At 36.5% G+C, this 21643-nt stretch carries 20 protein-coding genes; 8 read left to right on the top strand and 12 right to left on the bottom strand.

The features are described 5' to 3' along the window. On the top strand, window positions 1-963 hold the full coding sequence (locus NSQ77_RS11740) for a PDR/VanB family oxidoreductase (RefSeq protein ID WP_339226174.1): 963 nt from the start codon (window positions 1-3) through the stop codon (window positions 961-963). A gap of 250 nt (window positions 964-1213) precedes the next feature. Then, window positions 1214-2818, top strand: coding sequence for an APC family permease (locus NSQ77_RS11735; RefSeq protein WP_339226173.1), 1605 nt, complete (start codon window positions 1214-1216; stop codon window positions 2816-2818). A gap of 499 nt (window positions 2819-3317) precedes the next feature. Here the strand turns inward: NSQ77_RS11735 and hxlB are convergent, their stop codons facing one another. The 11 genes from hxlB to NSQ77_RS11680 all read right to left on the bottom strand — a co-directional run bounded on the left by hxlB (window position 3318) and on the right by NSQ77_RS11680 (window position 13306). After that, entirely contained in the window at window positions 3318-3884 is a 567-nt protein-coding gene (gene hxlB / locus NSQ77_RS11730; RefSeq protein ID WP_339226172.1) for a 6-phospho-3-hexuloisomerase, read from the bottom strand. A gap of 11 nt (window positions 3885-3895) precedes the next feature. Continuing rightward, window positions 3896-4537 carry a 3-hexulose-6-phosphate synthase gene (gene hxlA / locus NSQ77_RS11725; RefSeq protein WP_339226171.1) on the bottom strand — a complete coding sequence of 214 codons (642 nt, stop codon included), beginning with the start codon at window positions 4535-4537 and terminating at the stop codon, window positions 3896-3898. Between the two features lie 317 nt (window positions 4538-4854). After that, a complete protein-coding gene (gene rpe / locus NSQ77_RS11720; RefSeq protein ID WP_339226170.1) occupies window positions 4855-5517 on the bottom strand; it encodes a ribulose-phosphate 3-epimerase in 663 nt (220 codons plus the stop codon). 219 nt (window positions 5518-5736) lie between these two features. Continuing rightward, the gene (gene hxlA / locus NSQ77_RS11715) at window positions 5737-6378 is read right to left on the bottom strand and encodes a 3-hexulose-6-phosphate synthase (RefSeq protein ID WP_339226169.1); all 642 of its coding nucleotides are present in this window, start codon (window positions 6376-6378) and stop codon (window positions 5737-5739) included. Window positions 6379-6730: 352 nt separating this feature from the next. Beyond that, the gene (locus tag NSQ77_RS11710) at window positions 6731-8119 is read right to left on the bottom strand and encodes a cytosine permease (RefSeq protein ID WP_339226168.1); all 1389 of its coding nucleotides are present in this window, start codon (window positions 8117-8119) and stop codon (window positions 6731-6733) included. 261 nt (window positions 8120-8380) lie between these two features. After that, a complete protein-coding gene (locus NSQ77_RS11705; protein WP_339226167.1) occupies window positions 8381-9148 on the bottom strand; it encodes a hypothetical protein in 768 nt (255 codons plus the stop codon). Between the two features lie 962 nt (window positions 9149-10110). Further along, entirely contained in the window at window positions 10111-10530 is a 420-nt protein-coding gene (locus NSQ77_RS11700; RefSeq protein ID WP_339226166.1) for a hypothetical protein, read from the bottom strand. 91 nt (window positions 10531-10621) lie between these two features. Next, on the bottom strand, window positions 10622-11263 hold the full coding sequence (hxlA, locus tag NSQ77_RS11695) for a 3-hexulose-6-phosphate synthase (protein ID WP_339226165.1): 642 nt from the start codon (window positions 11261-11263) through the stop codon (window positions 10622-10624). Window positions 11264-11609: 346 nt separating this feature from the next. Continuing rightward, entirely contained in the window at window positions 11610-12002 is a 393-nt protein-coding gene (locus NSQ77_RS11690) for a cupin domain-containing protein (RefSeq protein WP_339226164.1), read from the bottom strand. Window positions 12003-12134: 132 nt separating this feature from the next. Then, on the bottom strand, window positions 12135-12776 hold the full coding sequence (hxlA, locus tag NSQ77_RS11685; protein WP_339226163.1) for a 3-hexulose-6-phosphate synthase: 642 nt from the start codon (window positions 12774-12776) through the stop codon (window positions 12135-12137). Window positions 12777-12946: 170 nt separating this feature from the next. Then, a complete protein-coding gene (locus NSQ77_RS11680; RefSeq protein WP_339226162.1) occupies window positions 12947-13306 on the bottom strand; it encodes a winged helix-turn-helix transcriptional regulator in 360 nt (119 codons plus the stop codon). 269 nt (window positions 13307-13575) lie between these two features. Between NSQ77_RS11680 and zwf the strand changes: the two genes are divergently transcribed. From zwf to NSQ77_RS11650, 6 genes are all read left to right on the top strand, one after another. Next, on the top strand, window positions 13576-15033 hold the full coding sequence (gene zwf / locus NSQ77_RS11675; protein WP_339230992.1) for a glucose-6-phosphate dehydrogenase: 1458 nt from the start codon (window positions 13576-13578) through the stop codon (window positions 15031-15033). A 93-nt stretch (window positions 15034-15126) separates the two neighbouring features. Beyond that, on the top strand, window positions 15127-16536 hold the full coding sequence (gene gndA / locus NSQ77_RS11670; protein WP_339226161.1) for an NADP-dependent phosphogluconate dehydrogenase: 1410 nt from the start codon (window positions 15127-15129) through the stop codon (window positions 16534-16536). A gap of 49 nt (window positions 16537-16585) precedes the next feature. After that, on the top strand, window positions 16586-17413 hold the full coding sequence (locus NSQ77_RS11665; protein WP_339226160.1) for an HAD family hydrolase: 828 nt from the start codon (window positions 16586-16588) through the stop codon (window positions 17411-17413). Between the two features lie 121 nt (window positions 17414-17534). Further along, window positions 17535-18494, top strand: a complete 960-nt coding sequence (gene pfkA, locus NSQ77_RS11660) for a 6-phosphofructokinase (RefSeq protein ID WP_339226159.1) — start codon at window positions 17535-17537, stop codon at window positions 18492-18494. A gap of 214 nt (window positions 18495-18708) precedes the next feature. Then, window positions 18709-19689: a class II fructose-bisphosphatase gene (glpX, locus tag NSQ77_RS11655; RefSeq protein ID WP_339226157.1), complete on the top strand. Its 981-nt coding sequence runs from the start codon at window positions 18709-18711 to the stop codon at window positions 19687-19689. Between the two features lie 278 nt (window positions 19690-19967). Next, window positions 19968-20948: a Gfo/Idh/MocA family oxidoreductase gene (locus tag NSQ77_RS11650; protein WP_339226156.1), complete on the top strand. Its 981-nt coding sequence runs from the start codon at window positions 19968-19970 to the stop codon at window positions 20946-20948. Window positions 20949-21128: 180 nt separating this feature from the next. Here NSQ77_RS11650 and rpiB read toward each other — a convergent pair whose 3' ends face one another. Continuing rightward, a complete protein-coding gene (gene rpiB, locus NSQ77_RS11645; RefSeq protein ID WP_339226155.1) occupies window positions 21129-21575 on the bottom strand; it encodes a ribose 5-phosphate isomerase B in 447 nt (148 codons plus the stop codon). Window positions 21576-21643 lie beyond the last annotated feature (68 nt).

The following is a 21643-nucleotide window of genomic DNA, read 5'->3' as shown; positions in this document are numbered from 1 at the left end:
ATGTCAGCAAATACAATCGATGTTGTTGTCGAAGAGATTAAAAAGGAATCCCCACAAGTTAAAAGTTTTAAATTAAAGCCTGCTGAAACCTCTAGACTATTACGCTGTGGTGCAGGCTCTCACGTTAAGACATATGTACAGGTCGATCAGGATTTATTTGAAAATAGCTATTCCTTAATAAATGATCCGAACGAATCAGGTTACTACCAGATTGCTATTCGCCGAAGTGATGAATCAAAAGGTGGCTCTGTTTGCTGGCATGAACGTGTAAAAGAAGGAGATCAGCTGAAAATCAGCTACCCTAAAAATCATTTTTCACTAAGTTTTGGTGCCAAACATCATATTCTAATTGCTGCTGGTATTGGGATAACTCCTTTTATCGCCATGGCAGCAGATTTGAAAAGGAAAGGAAAATCATTTGAATTGCATTATGCTGCACGTTCAAATGATTTATGTGCTTTCCAGTCTTTCTTAAATTCATATTATCCCGATGAAACTAGATTTTATTTTTCAGAGCAAGGAAATAGGATGAATACTGATTTAATGGACAATCAACCAATCGGTACCCATGTTTACTTTTGCGGCCCTGAAAAAATGATAAATGAATATGCAGAAGCAGCAAAATCATATGGATACCCTGATTCAAATATTCATTTTGAGCTTTTTGCCCAACCGGATTTTGGGCCAATGGAACCTTTCCAAGTTAAGCTAAATAGAAGCAATAAAACAATAGAAATACCAGAGGGAGAATCCATGCTTGATATTTTATTGAAACATGGCATTGATGCCCCATATTCTTGTAAAGTCGGCGGATGCGGAAGTTGCCTAGTTGACGTATTGGAAGGTGAAGTTGATCACAGAGATCTCTTCCTTACAGATAAGGAAAAACAAGAAGAAAGTGTTATTTGCACATGTGTATCACGAGCAAAAACAAAGAATGGCAGTATTGTTTTAGACTTATAGCATGTACAACAAAAAAGATAAACCACTGTATATTAGAGACTTTCTTTTTCGGGAACTGGTAGCTAGCAGAGCGCATCGATAATTCTGTACAGATTATATTATCGATGCGCTCTCTTACAACTGATTTTCGGAACTGAAGTTCTTTCGCAAAGCAAGATTTAGCATAAACTTAACTGTCACCTTGAAGAAGTTCTTAATATCTTTAAATTAATTCTTTAATGTTTAAATACCAAGGAGGTTACGATTGCTTGTGAGTGAACTATTAAAAGAATCAGTAGTGGAAAGTACAAGCCCGAAAGATGAAGGCATTACAGGCGGATTAAAAAAAGAAATGACGTGGAAGGATGCTTTTTGGTTTGCGACAGGGGTACCAGCCTTAGTTTTATTTTCAATTGGGGCCATTGCAGCAACTGTAGGTGGTCTATCGTGGCTGGTTTGGACATTATCCATTTCCATTGGGTTTATTCAGTCTTTTGTATACGCTGAAATTGCAGGTCTTTATCCTAAAAAGTCTGGTGGAGCATCTGTATATGGTGCTATGGCATGGGTGAAATATTCAAAGTTTTTATCTGCAATGTCTATATGGAGCAACTGGATAGCTTGGACTCCTGTATTAGCTCTAGGAACGAAACTAGCTTCAGGTTTCGTATTAACAACCTTTTTTCCTAATGCAGCTATTACTACTTGGGGTGTCACACTGCTAAATTTAGGTTTTATACGCCCAGATCTTACAGTTCGTTTTGATTTTAGCTTCGTTCTAGCTCTTGCTTTTCTTGCAGCAGTTTTCTTAATCCAAAATATGGGTGCCGTGAATGCTGCGCGTATTCAAAGAATACTTGCAGTAGTAGCTCTGATTCCGTTACTTATTGTAGGGATTGTACCACTAATTACCCAAGGAATTAATATAGAAAATATAACCCCTAGTCTTCCAACAGGAGTTTCTTGGGATTCAGCGGGTTGGACATTACTATTTGGAGGATTATTTTTAGCAGCTTGGTCTACGTATGCTTTTGAAACCGCTATCTGTTATACGAGTGAATTTAAAAACCCCAAAAAGGACACCTATAAAGCGATCATATTTTCTGGATTATTATGTTTACTAGTGTTCACACTTGTTCCTTTTTCCTTTCAAAACTTTTTCGGACCGAATGGTCTACTAGATCCCGGTATTGAAAGTGGTATGGGAGTAGGTTCAGCAATGGCCATGATGGTAGGCGGCGGTCTTCTAATAGAAACGATTCTTGTTCTGCTATTAATTCTTTCGACAGTTTTATCTATTATGACATCTATGGGCGGATCGTCCCGTACAATATATCAGGGGTCTGTTGATGGATGGTTTCCAAAGTTCATATCCCGGGTTAATCGTAATGGGGCACCTACTGGGGCTATGTGGACAAATTTAGGATTCAATGTTATTTTGCTTTCGCTATCAGACTACACATTTATCCTTGCTATTTCAAATGTAAATTATATTATATTTAACTTTTTCAATTTAAATGCAGGGTGGATTCACAGACTAGATCGTCCAAACTGGGCAAGACCGCTTAAAATACCAACTTGGCTTTTATCAATTAATGTTGTATTAGCTTTTGTAAATGTTACTTTCCTCGGTCTGGGCGCACTCGTTTGGGGGAAAGGCACGCTTATATCAGGATTACTAGTTGCGTTAATAGCTATTCCTTTGTTTGGGTACAGGCATTTCTTTAGAGATAAAGGTAGATTTCCTGAACCAATGCAAAACGAGTATGAAGAGAAAGGATTTAAGAAAAGGGCAGGTATTTTACCATATGTTGCGGTTGCTATAGCAATCGTGCTTATCCTCATTACCAGTCAAATATCCCAGTATAATCTTTAAAGAAGTTGTTTACACACTTAAATTTATTTAAATAAGCCCAATTTTTGTGAAATTGGGCTTTAAACTTTTTTACCCTGCGACAGAGCATATTTTACAGGATTGATAGAGTATGGTGAAACAGCTCTGTTTTTTATACGATAATCGTTTTATTTTGCACATCGATTAAAATTTCGTTTAAAGCTAAATTACATTTTTTACAATAACATAATTTATTACTTTTACTCTGTAGTAAACAACATTTTGGACAATAACTCCATAATTTCATCTCTTTACCATTCACTTTCTATATAATACTTATAATAGAGTAAAGTGAAACTTCTTTCAGTATGGGTTTACCTTGCTTCCCCTCACTAAATGTTAGAACCACAAGAGAGACCCGAACAGAATCAGGAATTTACGGGTTGTTGTTTATCCCCCCACCTACATTATGAGTTTTCTCATCTCTTGGGTGGGGGATATTACATTCGGTTAATGCATGGTAAATACGATTGCAAAACTTTTATTCCAGATTCGCATGTTTACCAAACATCGTTTCTCCGTCTTGTTCTTTTTTATCCATCATTCGGAGTACTAAAGCATCGTAGAATAATAGTAGACTTTGCTCAAATAGTGATCCCATTGGTTGTATCGATTTATGACCGCTGTCTGCACCAGCTTCTTTTGGTTTGGCAGGTATCTTTACAGTTAGATCACTTAATTCACCAATAGGAGATTCAGGTGAAATTGTAACAAGCGCTACTTTTGCACCTATACTTTTAGCCTTTTCAGCCATAGAAATTAATGTTTTAGTTCCCCCTGAACCAGATGAAAGAATTAATATGTCGTTCTCATCTATCCCAGGTGTAGCTACTTCACCTACAACATAGGCGTCCAGCCCCATGTGCATCATACGCATTGCAAATGATCTAGCCATTAATCCTGAACGGCCAGCTCCAGCTACAAAAACTTTCTTCGATTCAAGGATACTATTCATTAAATCTTGAGCTTCTGTTTCAGATATTAATTCAGTTGCGGTATTTAATTCTTTTAAAATCTCACTTAGGAATGTGCTAGTTTGCGTAGTCATATGAATCCTCCTTATGCAAGTGTTGCTTGTTTCATTAAATTCTGAATTTCAGCAGCTGCACCCTTTTTATCTTCTTGGTTTGCAATACCGCCACCAACGATAACAAGGTCTGGTTGTGATTTAAGTACTTCTGGAAGCGTCTCTAACTTAATTCCGCCTGCAATAGCTGTTTTGGCATTCTTTACTACACTTTTAATTGTTTCAAGATCTTTAAAGGAGTTTTTACCTTCAGCCTGCAAGTCATAGCCAGTGTGTACACAGATATAGTCTACACCAAATTCGTCTAATTCTTTAGCTCTCTTTTTAATGTCTTTTACCGCGATCAAATCTACAAGAATTTTCTTTCCTTGTTTTTTCGCTTCCTCAACAGCACCTTTAATAGATACGTCTTCAGCTACCCCTAAAATAGTTACGATATCCGCACCAGCTTCAGATGCCTTCAATACCTCGTAACCTGCAGCATCCATTGTTTTTGTGTCTGCGAGTACTTGTAATTGAGGAAAAGCTTCTTTAATTTCTTTAACAGCTCTTAATCCTTCAATTTTAACAACAGGAGTACCAATTTCTACAATATCAATATGATCCTGTACCTCTGCAACTATTTCCTTTGCTCCTGCGATATCAACTAAATCCAATGCTAATTGTAATTCCATGAACTCTCCACTCCTTTAATTAGTTTGATTAATTATTATATAATTCTTACACTCATTATAAGCCAGAACATTCCGAAATAAAAGTACGCACTTTTATTTCATATAGTATATAAAAATACACTGTCAAATTATTGATATATATAATTGAAGCGTTACTTAGAAAGATCTCAGAACGGATTGGAAGCTTTGGCCAATTAACGCTTTCGTTTTGAATACACCAAAAAAACACCCCTTTCTTTGGCTTAGTTGTAATAACTGCTATACCAAAAGAGATGTTTTATTGAGATACTAAATTTCAAAACCACACGATTATTTAACTAGTTAGTGATTAAATGTTCGTTCCGAATGTCCTTAATCGCTCTTGCCCGATCTTTTTGATTATAAATTGCTGAACCTGCAACAAGAACATTAGCCCCGGCCTCAATACAAAGAGCTGCTGTTTCTGGATTTACTCCGCCATCTACTTCAATTTCAACTTGTAATTTCTTTTCATCTACAAGGACTGCAACCTCTTTTATTTTCGGCAAAACAGAAGAAATAAAAGATTGACCGCCAAAACCTGGATTTACAGTCATAAGCAGTACAAGGTCAATATCTTCTATTACATGCTTTAATACTGAGATTGGTGTATGCGGATTTAATACTACTCCAGCTTTCATGCCTTCAGATTTAATTTGCTGAATAGTTCTGTGCAGGTGAGTACAAGCCTCAGCATGAACTGTTAAGATATCAGCCCCTGCCTTAGCAAATGCCTCAATGTATTGGTCAGGGTTTTCTATCATTAAATGAACATCCAGAGGTAGGGTGGTGACAGGTCTGACCGCTTCAACAATTAGCGGGCCAATTGTTATGTTTGGTACAAAGTGACCGTCCATTACGTCAATATGGATGTAATCTGCTCCGCCTTTTTCAACATCCTTTATTTCTTCTCCAAGGCGAGCAAAGTCTGCAGATAAAATGGAGGGTGCAATTTTAATCATGGCAAAACACTCCTTTCGCTTCAACTCAACATGTCAAATCAATATATAGTACTAAAGTGTTGAGCATCCTTTCATATTAAATAAAATTCCAGCACAATAAAAGTATGAGTAAGTATTTTATAAAGCATATATACCCTCTATAAAATACTTACTCTCAATTATAACTTATATATTTTATTTATATTGACCTACGAATAAGCATAATGCAGATGCAGGCAATTAAGCTGTTGTTTCTTGTTTCATTAGGTCTTTTATCTTCGCTGCTGCACCTTTTTTATCTTCTTGGTTTGCAATACCGCCACCAACGATAACAAGGTCTGGTTGTGATTTAAGTACTTCTGGAAGCGTCTCTAACTTAATTCCGCCCGCAATAGCTGTTTTGGCATTCTTTACTACACTTTTAATTGTTTCAAGATCTTTAAATGAGTTTTTACCTTCAGCCTGCAAGTCATAGCCAGTGTGTACACAGATATAGTCTACACCAAATTCGTCTAATTCTTTAGCTCTCTTTTTAATATCTTTTACCGCGATCAAATCTACAAGAATTTTCTTTCCTTGTTTTTTCGCTTCCTCAACAGCACCTTTAATAGATACGTCTTCAGCTACCCCTAAAATAGTTACGATATCCGCACCAGCTTCGGATGCCTTCAATACCTCATAACCTGCAGCATCCATTGTTTTTGTGTCTGCGAGTACTTGTAATTGAGGAAAAGCTTCTTTAATTTCTTTAACAGCTCTTAACCCTTCAATTTTAACAACAGGAGTACCAATTTCTACAATATCAATATGATCCTGTACCTCTGCAACTATTTCCTTTGCTCCTGCGATATCAACTAAATCCAATGCTAATTGTAATTCCATGAACTCTCCACTCCTTTAATAGATTGATTGATTATAATATGAATCTTACGCCCATTATAAGCCAGAACATTCCGAAATAAAAGTACGCACTTTTATTTCATATAGTGTGTAAAAATATACTGTAAGATCAATAACAATTAAAATGAATGAAACCATGCAAAAATATTTTCTATTTCTTATAAAAAACATCTCTTTTTTGGTATGGTATAATAACCATTTCCCTCCAAAAAAGAGATGCTTTTATTGACATTTAACAGGTGTTTAAGCTTAATACAGTATAAATTTTAGTTGTGAAAAGCGCTGAAATGAGACTTACAGGGATAAACAAACACTTTCTATAAGCCAGTCAACCTTATGCAATATATTCTTCAGCTGGAATATCACCGGTCTCTTCTTTAATATAGTATTTTCCTTTTGTGACACTTGCCACAATAACGGTAAGCACAAATGCTAGTATCATTGCAAAGAATGCTGCTGTGTTTTGTAAAAATTCACCTACATATCCGAAAGCTGCAATAGTTCCTAAGATGGTTGATATGGATAAAGATACAACGCCAACCGGATTCCAGCGGTACAAGTTTTTTTGCCTGTGCTCATAGAATTTAGGGCCGATTTTCAATAGTTTTTTGACGACTAATGCATCTGCAATTAATATAGCTGCCCAGGATAGAAGAACCACACCCTGAAAGGTTAACGCAGCGGTTAAATGATCTAAAATCCCACCTAGCATTAGGCCGATTGAAATAAATCCTGTAACGACAACCCAAAACGGTCTGCCTGGTTTAAAGTTAAAGATGTTCTCAAAGAAGTTTGCTAAAGATAAAGAACCACTGTATAAATTAGTAACATTAATTCTTATTTGGGTTACGATAGTAAATATCACGCCCCCAAAGGCAATAAGATGTACTAAATAGACACCAGGATTTGGCTCTAACATTCGAACACCGAACCATATACCTAAAAGCCCCATAATCCCAAAACAAACAATCTGTGGTACAAACCCTATTGCAATCGAACCAACTTTCCTGTCTTCCTTTTTTAGAAATCTCGCATAATCCGATGCAAGCATTGTCATGAGACCTAATATACCATTTTGCATACCTATACAAAGCAGCAGGGCTGTCCCGCCAACTTGAACACCTTCAGGCATATAGGTCCAGACACTCCCCTCATGAAGTGAAGGTGTATTAAAAGAAACGACAAGAGCCGCGGCTAAAAAAATCCCGAATATAGGTAATGACCATTTTTGAATCTTATCCAATTGTTTAATACCAAACCAGTTAAGCGGAATAACAACTAAGCCGAAGAATATCATCAATGTCCATTTAGGTATGGATGGAAAAAATGCATTAACTGCATACACCATAATAATCCCTTCAAATGCACAATACATAATCCAATTCGATGCATAAATTAAGGATGTCAGTGATGCCCCAATAAAGCCAAATCCGGATCTGGATAGTAAATTCACATTCATACCGGTTTTAGCAGATAAGTAGGCAATTACTGAGGCCATAATACCAGCCACTACAACCGCATAAACAGCTGATATTAATGCATTTATAGCACCAAATTGAAGCGCCATTACACTTCCCATTTGAAAATAGAATATTGCAGTTGCAATACCAAAAGCTATATTTGTTATACTTAACCATCCCATATTCCTTTTGGCAATTGGCACTTTTTCCAATGAATGATCATCTTTCATCTCTTCTCTCAGTTCTTGTTTGTCTGTTTCCATATAAGAATCCTCCAGCCATGTTTTTTATTGTTTTCTCGCCATTTGCCTTTGTTACATCTCCCACTTATACGGAATCGTTATCATATGGTTGGGAGTTAAATTGAATCTATTACTAAAATACACGAATGGCATCTTGTATTTACTATCGTTTCAATGCACGCTATAACATCATTTTGCCTATTAACAGTTCATAATTAAAAACGTAATCATCAACCTGTAGTGCTATGATTAGAATTGTTTATTTCAGCTCTAAGCTCTAGTTCACCAAGAAGACGTAAATAGATGATCTTTATTCCCTAAAGTTTTCATATAACTTCTTGTAATATCACTCACTTTAGTAGACGTCGTTAGCATCTTAACTGCACTAGAAGGCTGAATTCGTCGATATGTTTCAACTATACGGTCAGCTTTAACAAGGGATTGTCTCTTCCTTTTTAACAGTTCTCTATATTCATCAGATATTTCTTCTGTCATACCCAATGTAGCAATAAGGTTTTTCTCTGCACTAGGGCAGCTTTTTATAGTAACGTCAGCATTCTCAACACGTCCACTTGGAGAATATGCTAAGGCGCTAACAATACGGCGTTTTGCACTACTTACAGTCTCTCTTAAGAATGTTGGAGTAGTGGCGGGAATATCCTCTACTACCAAACGAGTTATACCACGGTCATTAATAGCTTCTAATATTTGTTCTGGATCGTCTACTTCCACAATAACATCTTTGTGCGGTGGCCAAATGTCTACCATCGTATGATTCATTTGAAGCTTTCCTACATGAAAAACGAAATAATCGGGATATATGCGCAGCTTGCCTGCTTCATCTCCTAACTCTTCACGGTAAAAGTCGTAAAACCGAGTTAGCGCTGACATAATTAAGGCATTTGCCCCCATTGTTCCACCAGGTGTCAGTGTTACCACACCAATACGATCATCCGCATTAAAGTTTGGAAATATCTCTTCTAGTGAAGACGCTTGACCATCCAATTCGAATTCATAATCTTTATAGCCCATCTCGTATATAGTATGCATATCTTTTTCTCTCCTTTTATATAGTAGTTGGTAAAAACCTCTCAAAATATATTTATCCAAATCCTATAACTGAAATTTCGGAATATATTAGATATGAATAAGCATTTAACACTTTAAAATCCTTACTCACAGATTTTTTTGTTGTTTAGTACATTGATTACATCATCAAGTATTCGAAGTGATGTGTACATGGTTTTAATTTAAAATGTCTAATGAGGGTTATCTAGGTTCCGCAAATTCAAAATAATCTGTAAAATAATGTTAAAAAAACAAATATTTAACTGATCAGCTGAGAAACATTATTTATGGATGCGTTTCTTGCTTCATTAAATACTTAATTGCAGCAGCTGCTCTTTTTTTATCTTCTTTGTTTGCAATACCCGACAACAATAGCAAGAACTGATTCTCACCTCAACGATTATGACAGCGTTTCCATTTTAACAATACCTGCAATACTGTTCTGGCATTATTAACCTTTTTAATCGTTCCCAGTTTTTTAAAGCAGTTTCTATTTCTATGATGTCAATATGATTCTGTACCTCCTTTACTATTATTTGCTTCCGGAATGTTAACTAAATCCTAGGCTAGTTGTAATTCCATGAACTCTCCATTTCCTAAATTAAATAGGATTTGATACTTACTTCAAGTATAAGTTAGAACCCTCAGTAATAAAAGTACGCACTTTAACTTCAAATAGTATACAAAAATATACTAACATTTTAAATACTATGAATATAGACATAACAAATTGTACGTTTATGGCTATAGTTTCAAATAGTATATCCCTATCACATCCATAAAAGAGGATAGCCTCATAAAAGTAATAGATTACTTTATAAGGCTATTAAAAGTTTTTCTCACTAATTTTATTCAATACACTCTCCTATAAAGTATCCAATCCATAAATCGGGAGAGGATAAATTAAGCGGTGGTTCTGGAATTATATATGCTAGACACTCGCATTACCAATTAAGCGATGGCTCTGGTAGTCTATGTGCTAAAAATACAGCATCACCATCAGACTCTTCAGAGAAGAACACACGTGTACCAGGATTGATTATTACAACATCTCCTTCAGTTGCAACAAAACTATTTCCTTGCTCATCACTTACAACAAATTTCCCACGTACTACTGTTTTCACTTCCAAGTAATCATAGTAGTAGTCAAAACCTTTGTCAGCTTTTTGCATGGAAAAGAATCCTAGTGTCAACGCATCATTATTAGTAGTAAGGGGTGCCTCAATGATTTGGCTTCTTACCTCAGGGATACCTAGTTCTGCATTTAATTCTTTCTTTTCATAAGATCCATCTTCAATTAATTGTAAACCAGGTTTTTGACTTAAATAAGTGTAATTATCTTTAGTAGCAGTACGGTTACTCATTTTCTTCACTCCATTTATTTTGATTTTTATCCATTATAAAAATAGTCAGTTAATTAATTGTAAAAAAAGCTTGTATTCAACTAAGCAGTATTTATGCATGTGTTTTTTGTTTCATTAAGTCTTTTATCTTAGCTGCTGCATCCCTTTTGTTTTCTTGGTTGGCTATACCGCCTCCAACAATAACAAGATCAGGTTTTGACTTCAACACTTCTGGTAACGTTTCCAATTTAATTCCGCCTGCAATAGCTGTTTTGGCATTCTTTACAACCTTTTTAATCGTTTCAAGATCTTTAAAGGAGTTCTTACCTTCAGCCTGCAAGTCATAGCCAGTGTGCACACAGATATAGTCAACACCAAAATCATCTAGCTCCTTGGCTCTCTTTTTAATATTCTTTACCGCTATCAAATCTACAAGAATTTTCTTTCCTTGTTTTTTCGCTTCCTCTACAGCACCTTTAATAGATACGTCTTCAGCTACCCCTAAAATAGTTACGATATCCGCACCAGCTTCAGATGCCTTCAATACCTCGTAACCTGCAGCATCCATTGTTTTTGTGTCTGCGAGTACTTGTAGTTGAGGAAAAGCTTCTTTAATTTCTTTAACAGCTCTTAATCCCTCAATTTTAACAACTGGAGTACCAATTTCTACAATATCAATATGATCCTGTACCTCGGAAACTATTTCCTTTGCTCCTTCGATATCAACTAAATCCAATGCTAATTGTAATTCCATGGACTCTCCTCCTTTTCAGTAAGTATATTAGATATGTTATAGTGCTTACGGCGATTATAGATTAGAACATTCAATAATAAAAGTACGCACTTTTATTTCATATAGTGTATAAATATATACTGATAGATTGTGAATAAAGAGACTATCTGCTTGTTCAATAGTTTTGCTAATTAATAAAGAAATACAAGGGGGAATGTTTGAGAAGGCCTTTTATAACAAAAAATGGCTTCGATCATCATAAAGCGATGAGCGAATCCATTTTCTAATTTTCTTTAAATTGTTAAATCGACATTCTCAATAAACCATCCAAATTATAGATAATTTAGGAGTTAAATCACGATTTCAATTACAACATAGAGTCTTCAGGCGGGCGATGTGCGGTGTAAATTGCTTTTCCATCACTTTCGGCATCAAATATAACTTTTGATGTAGGTGTGAAAATAAAGACGTCTCCCTCTTCTGCAACATACTTTTTACCTTGTTCATCACGAACAACAATCTTTCCTTCAATAACTGTTTTTATTTCTAAAAACTCATAAAGGAATTCAAATTCCTCGCCAGGCTGCATATTGAAATACCCAAGTTGAACTTGGTTTTGATTTGAGCTGATAGGAACATCAATAATCTGACTCTTATTTGTTAATGGTTTTGGCTGGTATGTTCCTGCTTTAATTAATTGTACACCTGGTTTTTGGCTTAAATAATTATATGTTGTTTGTGCTGCTGTTCTTTCACTCATTTTATCCACTCCTATATCTCGTTTTGTTATCGCCTGCATAAATAATATTCAAATTAATTTACCTTTGAAAATAATCTGTTAATTTGTTGCAGAATTGACTAACTAATCAAGATAACAACAAAGAAGGCTATTTTAAACGGTCGCTTCTTGTTTTATTAAACTCTGAATTTCAGCAGCTGCTCTCTTTTTATCCTCTTTATTTGCAATACCGCCACCAACGATAACAAGGTCCGGTTTTGACTTCAACACTTCTGGTATCGTTTCCAATTTAATGCCACCTGCAATAGCTGTTTTGGCATTTTTTACGACCTTTTTGATCGTTTCAAGATCCTTAAAGGAGTTTTTACCTTCAGCTTGTAAATCATAGCCAGTGTGTACACAGATATAGTCTACACCAAAAGCGTCCAGCTCCTTGGCTCTCTTTTTAATATCCTTTACGGCGATTAAATCTACGAGAATTTTCTTCCCTTGTTTTTTCGCTTCCTCTACAGCACCTTTGATCGATACATCTTCAGCAACACCTAGAATAGTGACGATATCCGCTCCTGCTTCAGAGGCTTTCAGTACCTCGTAACCTGCAGCATCCATTGTTTTTGTGTCTGCCAGTACTTGTAAATGAGGAAAAGCTTCTTTGATTTCTTTTACAGCCTTTAATCCTTCAATTTTAACAACTGGTGTACCTATTTCTACGATGTCAATATGATCCTGTACCTCCTCTACTATTTTTTTTGCTTCCGGAATGTTAACTAAATCCAATGCTAGTTGTAATTCCATGCATTCTCCTCCTCTTAGGAATATTAATAGTTATGGTGTGGTGCATACTCTGATTATAGGGTAGGACAGATAGTTATAAAAGTACGCACTTTAAATTCATATAGTGTATAAAATTATACTGTAATCTTAGACTCAATAAGTCACCGTCGGACACGTTATAATGGAAGATATTATTGAATGTTTTTAATATCCTCGTCTTTTATGACATTTTCCATGTAGTCTTTACCCCACTCATACATAGATTCAAGTATGGGCATCAGGCTTTCCCCCATTTTAGTCAATGAATATTCTACTTTCGGAGGAACAACTGGATAGACCTCGCGGTGAATAATTAGGTCTTCTTCTAGTTCTCTGAGTTGACTAACGAGCATACGTTGGGTGATTCCAGGAATTAAAGCTTTAAGTTCACCAAATCGCTTGGTTCCTTCTTTTCCTAAATGCCACATAATCAGCATTTTCCATTTTCCACCGATAATAGCAAGCGTAAGTTCTTTTCCACAATTAAACGTCCTGTTACTTAACGGTCTCATTTCCTTACCCCTCTCCTCGTTATTTATAATTATTTTAAAAATTACACTATTAATAATATAGTGCTATTTTTTATACTATATAATAAAAAAGTGCGTACTTACAAGTAAAGAGTATTGAGATTATACTAAAGATATAGAAAACAGGTTTTTAACCATGTCATTAAACCCAAATTGATAAATAGTAAGGAGGAGTTAATATGGATGGTATTACTGTCGAAAGACAAAACAACTTGGAAGATACCAATCTAGGCGCCTTAAATTCCTTAGATTTGGATTCTGTAACTTTAGTTTTATTTGGAGCAACAGGTGATTTAGCTAAAAGGAAGGTTTATCCTGCCCTTTATAATTTATTCCTAGAAGGAAAAATCCCTAGTTCGTTCTCTGTTATAGGTCTGGGCAGAAGAGAATGGTCGAATAGCACTTTCCAAATGCATATAAGAAAATCACTGGAAACATTTTCAAGGCGCCCGCCAACAGATCATCCAAAAACGGAAGCATTTATTCAATCATTCCAATACAGCTCTTTAGATGTAAATGATGATAAAGAGTATGGGAAATTACTGAACCTTATTCAAGAAAATGAAGAGAAGTTAAACATTCCGGAAAATCGTTTATTTTATTTATCTGTAGCACCCCACCTTGTTGATGTCATTACAAGGAACATTGAGAGCAGTGGATTGGGTTCTACAAAGGGTTGGAAACGCTTAATTATTGAAAAGCCGTTCGGGCAGGACTTACCTTCCGCCCAAAAGCTAAACGAGAAACTAAGTGTAGCATTTGAAGAAGATGAAATTTATCGTATAGACCACTACCTCGGCAAATCTATGGTACAGAACCTCGAAGCTCTAAAATTTGCCAATCCTGTTATCAAAACATTATGGAATAAACAGCATATTGCTAATGTGCAAATTACTGCCAGTGAAACAGTTGGCTTAGAAAACAGGGCGGAATTTTACGAAAAATCAGGTGCCATCCGCGATATGGTTCAAAACCATATGCTGCAAATGTTAATGATGACAGCTGTATATTTGCCCAAAAACGCTAGTATAAAAACTATCCGTAAACAGAAAAGCAAGATTATGGAATCGCTTCAGTCGATACAAAAAGAAAGATTAAATTCGGACGTCATACGTGGTCAATATAGTGATGGAGAAATACTTGGGAAACCTGTTGTAGGATATGCGAAAGAACAAGGAGTTAGTGAAGCCTCGAAAACAGATACATTTATTGCTGCGCGTATTATGTTAGAAGATCCTTTTTGGAGTGGAGTTCCATTCTATATCCGCACTGGGAAGAGATTGAAGGAAAAGTCTACACGTATTGTAATTGAATTCAGAAATCCATATGGAGATGCCTGTAATGTTCAAAATAAGGATTTACCCCCTAATATTCTGATCATTGAAATCAGTCCGAATGAAGGGGTTTTCTTTCGACTGAATAGCAGAAATCCATTAAAAGATGGTGAGATTGAACCGATTATAGTAGAATTTTCCAAAAGCCAAAAAGATATACCGGAAGCCTATGAACTATTATTATTTGATGCTTTTCAAGGAGATCAAACCTTTTTTGCTCATTGGAGAGAACTCGAATTATCTTGGGAATGGGTTCAACCAATATTGGAAGCATTCGAAGAAGATAATCTACCTTTACACTTATATCCTTCAGGTTCCATGGGGCCTGAGGCTGCTGACCAATTATTGAAAGACGATGGATTTAAATGGTGGTAGATTTAGTTCTTTATGTGTTGAATCATCATTAGAATCTAGACCAAAAAGGAAAACGAATAAGAATTTTTCATAAATTGAAGGGATGAGTTATTAATGAATAAGCAGGAAATTGGTGTTATCGGTTTAGCGGTAATGGGGAAAAATTTAGCATTAAATATTGAAAGCAGAGGAAACTCTGTAGCAGTATTCAACCGTTCTTATGAAAAGACAGAGGACTTCCTGGCTAATGAAGCGCAAGGAAAGAATTTTGTTGGTGCGAAAACCATTGAAGAGTTTGTGAATTCTTTAGAAAAGCCTCGTAAAATTCTATTGATGGTTAAAGCAGGAGCTGCAACAGATGCAACCATTGAATCTTTACAGCCTTATCTGGAAAAAGGCGATATCCTGATCGATGGCGGAAACACCTTGTTTGAGGATACGATGCGCCGCAATAAAATGCTTGATGAAACAGGCATTCACTTTATCGGAACAGGAGTTTCCGGCGGAGAAGAAGGAGCACTTAACGGACCTTCCATGATGCCTGGTGGACAGAAGGAAGCTTATGAGCTTGTTGCACCTATCTTTGAAGCGATTTCTGCAAAAGTGGATGGTGATCCATGTGTGACCTATATCGGACCAAATGGTGCTGGGCACTTTGTGAAAATGGTGCACAACGGCATTGAATACGGTGATATGCAATTAATCGCAGAAGCATATGATATTTTAAAAAACGTACTCGGCATGGAAGCACAGGAGCTGCATGAAGTATTTACCGAGTGGAATAAAGGTGAGCTTGACAGCTACCTAATTGAGATTACTGCAGATATCTTTACAAAAACAGACGATGAAACAGGAAAGCCTTTAGTAGAAGTCATCATGGATAAAGCAGGTCAAAAAGGAACAGGTAAATGGACAAGTAAGAATGCTTTAGATCTTGGTGTTCCACTGCCACTTATAACAGAATCTGTATTTGCTCGCTTTATTTCATCCTTAAAAGACGAACGTGTGAAAGCAAGTGGAGAACTTTCTGGTCCAAGCATACAAAAGCATGAAGGCAGCCGTGAAGAGCTTATCGAAGCGGTTCGTAAAGCATTGTACATGAGTAAGATTGTTTCTTATGCTCAAGGATTTGCCCAAATGCGTGCAGCTTCTGAGGAAAATGGCTGGGATCTGCAATATGGTGATATTGCGATGATCTGGCGCGGTGGCTGTATTATCCGTGCAAACTTCCTGCAAAAAATTAAAGAGGCATATGACCGCGATCCACAACTGGCTAACTTGATGCTGGATCCCTATTTCAAAGAGATTGTGGAGAACTACCAGTCAGCATTGCGTGAAGTCGTTGCACTAGCAGTACAAAACGGTATTGCTGTACCAACCTTCTCAAGCGCGGTTGCTTACTATGACAGCTATCGTACAGCAGACCTGCCAGCAAACTTAATTCAAGCTCAGCGTGACTACTTTGGTGCCCATACGTATGAGCGCAAAGACAAAGAAGGTACATTCCATACAAACTGGTTCTAATCACGATAATTTTATAAGAGGAAGCCTTAAATAATAAGGGGGGAGAAAAATGAAATGCTTTTCAATTGATTTAGATGGCACCTTATTAAATTCCCACCATGAAATAACCGAGAAAAGTAACATAGCTTTAAACCAATTACAAAAGGAAGAATATGAAGTTATTATTAATACAGGCCGTGCTTATAAGGATGTCATTAAATTTAAGGAATTAGAAAACAGGGACTTTCCAATTTTCTGTATGAATGGTTCTGTTTTATACTCTAAATCCGGTGAGGTTTTGTATGAAGCTACCATACCTGTTTCGATTTATAAAATGATATTTCCCTTACTGAAAAAAGTCGGTGTTGAAGTTCTTGTGTATACGAATCACGGAAACTTCCCAGCTTCTTTGCCAACCTTACACCAAAAAAGCAAAGAAGAAATCGATTCTTTATTTCGAGAATGTGATTATAGTGCGATTCTAAACAGATACAATCTTAAAATCTATAAACTGATCGCCTTCGCACACTATAGTCAACTGGATAAAATTGAAAAGGTAAAGGAAGTACTCGGTGCTATACCAGATATTTCAATAGCTTCTTCCTTTCCTAACAATGTGGAAATCACGTCAAAGGAAGCACAAAAAGGAAAAGCATTATTACGTTATCAACAAATAATGGATCTATCATTTGATGAAATTTATGCAATTGGTGACGGAGATAACGATCTTACACAATTCGAAGTAGCGACTACTTCAATTGCTATGGGTAATGCTCCCTCTCATATTCAGCGGAAAGCGGATTTTGTAACGGGAAAAAATGATGAAGATGGATTTTCTCATGCAGTGGAATACCTTTTACAATTATCCGGTAGGAATATAAATTATAATCCCTTATAGAAACTTCCTGTAATTTACAATATGGTATAGCTAATTCACAATCAAATATCGTCTTAGACTTTTACCTTTTGGTTGATATAACAATTGCAGATATGACATTACTATTATGGAGGAAATGAAAATGAAAAAGATTGCTGTATTAACTAGTGGTGGTGATGCTCCGGGCATGAATACCGCTATTCGCGCGGTTGTTCGCAGAGTCCTTTTCAAGGGACTGGAGGTTTATGGTGTTCAAAATGGTATGAAGGGATTAATACGCGGAGATTTTATTCCCATGGATCTTGGAAGTGTCGGTGACATTATTCATCGAGGCGGAACTATGTTACAGAGCACACGCTGTGAGGAATTCAAGACAGCTGAGGGACAGCAGCAAGCATTAAATCAATTAAATGAAAATAGTATTGATGGTCTGATTATTATTGGCGGGGATGGTTCGTTTAAAGCTGCCAAGATACTAAACGATCATGGATTACCGACAATCGGCATACCTGGAACTATTGACAATGATATTGCTGGAACGGAATACTCGATTGGATTTGATACAGCTGTAAACACAGCAGTTGAAGCAATTGATAAGATTCGTGACACAGCGGTATCTCATGAACGTACCTACGTTATTGAAGTTATGGGACGCGATGCAGGAGATATCGCCCTTTGGGCCGGGATGTGTACGGGAGCAGAATCGATTATTATCCCAGAGGTTGGTTACGATCCGACGGACGTGATTGAACGAGTAAAACAAGGAGAATTGCGCGGTAAGATGCATAGTATCATTGTTGTTGCAGAAGGCGTCGGCAAAGGTATAGAAATAGGAGAATTGATTAAAAAGGAAACTGGATATGACACAAAGGTTTCAATTCTCGGCCATCTCCAGCGAGGTGGCGCGCCAAGTGCCTTTGATAGAATGATAAGCAGTCAGATGGGAGCAAAAGCTGCAGATTTATTAATAGAAGGCAAAAATGGTGTAATGGTTGGGTTTAAAAACGGCAAACTCATTTATACATCTTTTGAAGAGGCAGCTGAGGAAAAACATAGTATTGACCTATCTATCTACCATTTAGCAAGGAGTCTATCAATATAATAGTAAGAAGCTTATATGAATCAGGCTTATCTCGAGGAGCCGATTTCCAGGATTAAAGGAAGTCGGTTCTTTTCTACAAACCGTACGATTTCTTCCAATAGTATCTATTTCGGCACTATATGTTATTAAAGTGCATACTTATAAGTTTGGAACGTACAGGTTATAATTAATATTGTACAGATCGCGACGAAATAAAAAGCATAGGAGGATTCTAATGAGTGAATTAAAAACCAATGTAATTAGTAAACAAGACGTTAAATTGCTGGCCCTGGATTTTCTCGACGTGGTGCAGCAGGCTGCTATTGCTGCTTTTCCGTGGAAAGGGAAAGGAAATAAAATTCAAGCTGATGACGCTGGAACAGAAGCCATGCGAAATCGGTTAAACCTTATTAACATGAGAGCTTCAATTGTTATTGGTGAAGGTGAGATGGATGAAGCCCCCATGCTTTACATCGGCGAAAAGCTCGGGACAGGGCTAGGACCAGAAATAGATATAGCAGTTGACCCCGTAGATGGGACTACCGCTTTATCCAAAGGTAAAAATAACTCAATCGCTGTTATTGCGGCAGCTATTGGAGGAAGCTTGCTGCACGCTCCAGACATGTATATGAAAAAATTAGCTGTCGGACCAAAAGCAAAAGGAGCGATCAATATTGAAGCATCCTTAACAGAAAATATGTATTCCGTCGCTCGTGCTCTCGGCAAAGATGTAAAAGAATTAACAGTAATAATCCAGGACAGACCGCGGCACGAACACTTCATTAAGGAAGTACTTGATTTAGGTGCTAGTGTTAAGCTGTTTACTGATGGAGATATTACGAGTGCAATAACTACAGCCATTGAAGGTATTGATGTAGATATACTAGTAGGTACAGGTGGAGCACCAGAGGGGGTAATCACCGCAACTGCATTAAAATGTCTAGGTGGCGACTTTCAGGGTAAACTAGCTCCTCAAAATCAAGCAGAAATTGACCGCTGTATAAAAATGGGATTACCTGATCCTGAAAAAGTCTTAACTTTAGATGAAATTGTTAAATCTGATCAATGTCTCTTTGTTGCAACAGCAATTTCTGATGAGCATATTTTGAAAGGTGTTCGAAAGCAAGAAAATGGTTTAATCAGGACCCAGTCTTTCCTGGCAACTGGAGAAAATAATAATAAACTACAATTCATTGAGTCTTATCATAAAGAGTAACCGGAAACTTGCACATTCTATATTTACCAGTTTAGAAGACCGAATATTAGACAGATAAAATCTATTTTGATTGGTCAGAATATTATAAGCGGAGTATATCCATTAATTTACCGTGATAATATAATTCCTAGTAATTATAATATACCGCTTCGATATTTCAATTAATGGCTGGATATATTCTGTTGATTTAATAATTAACTATAAAATGCTATATATTACAGATTTATTTATACCACCTTATTTCTACTGTAATCACTAGAAGTAAAAGGATGATAAAAATGTATTTTTCCACAATCGGAACTAGCTGGATTACACAAAGATTCATTGAAGCTGCGAATGCATCTGGCAGAGCACATCTTCACGCTGTCTATTCCAGATCACCCCAAAAGGCAAAACAGTTTGCTGAAGATAACGGGGCAGTGAAATGGTTCACCGATATTGATGAGATGCTGCAGGAACCAATTGATTTTATCTATATAGCATCTCCAAACACTTTACATTATGAGCATATACGAAAAAGCATCGCCCAAGGAAAGCATGTATTTTGCGAGAAACCACTGGTCTATACTGAACAACAATGGCAAGCATTGAAAGAGCAAGCAAGCAATAAAGGAGTATTTATCTTTGAAGGACTCCGGCATTTATTTACCCCCAATTACTATACACTAAAAGCAGCATTATCAAAGGCGGGGCAAATTAGAAGCGTTATGTTACAGTACGTGCAATACTCTTCACGGTATGATGAGTTCAAAAAGGGCAACATTCCAAATATCTTTTCTAAGGAATTTGCCGGTGGAGCATTAATGGATTTAGGTATATATCCGCTGAGTATGGCAATTGATTTATTTGGAGAACCAATCGATATTGCTTACTTTCCAGTAAAGCTAGCAAATGGAATAGATGGAAGCGGAACTTTGATTGTGATGTACTCCGATTTTAACGTTACCATTATGTGTTCAAAAATAGCACAAGGTACCATTCCATCTGAAATCCATGGAGAAGATGGTACGTTAACAATGGACCATCTTGCTCCAATCACTACACTCCACTTTTATGATCGAAAAACAAAGGAAACAGAGCTCCTTAGACAAACCGGAACTGAATTAGATATGGTATATGAGTTCGAGAGTTTTGTAAAGATGATTGAAGAAAATGATATAAAATACCATGATGTGTTATTAAATCGCAGTGGTCATATAGTAAAAGCCTTAGAGAAAGCTAGAAAAAAAGAGAATATATTTTTCACGGATGAAATATAGGATGTTTTATGAATCATAAGATGAATAAGGACTTTGGCTTCGAAATTGTAAAATCTATTGTTACAATGATTAAAAACAGCCTCCTTTCAATAGAAAGGAGGCTGTTTTTAATTTGATTGTACAGATGCAAATGAAATCTCGTTTTTTATAGCAACCATAAAGTAAAAATCCTAATTCTTATTAAGAAGAGGTCACTTCATATGCTTTTATTTTATTCACCCGATTTTCATGCCGTCCATGTTCAAAGTCTGTGTTTAACCATATTTTCGCAATATCACGTGCTAATCCTGGACCAATCACTCTTTCTCCCATCGCTAATATATTCGTATCATTATGCTCTCTCGTTGCCCTGGCACTAAATGTATCATGTACAAGCGCACAACGAATCCCTTTTACTTTGTTTGCTGCAATACTCATACCGATACCTGTACCACAAATTAAAATACCGCGATCTACTTCCCCACTTGCTACTTTACTGGCCACAGGAAAAGCATAGTCTGGATAGTCAACAGAATTCGTACATTCACACCCTAAATCCTCAAATTCAATATTCATTTCTTTCAATAACGAAATTATTTCATTACGAATGTTCATACCACCATGATCTGACGCAATTGCAACTTTCATACTCATCCTCCTGCTAAATCAATATAAATGTAGGTAGCTTCAATAGTTGAAAGCTACCTACATTTTTT

This window comes from Oceanobacillus sp. FSL K6-2867 (genome assembly GCF_037963145.1).
Classification (GTDB): Bacteria; Bacillota; Bacilli; order Bacillales; family Amphibacillaceae; genus Oceanobacillus.
The sequence above is the reverse complement of the archived record's forward strand: the minus strand, read 5'-3'. Positions and strand labels throughout refer to the sequence as shown.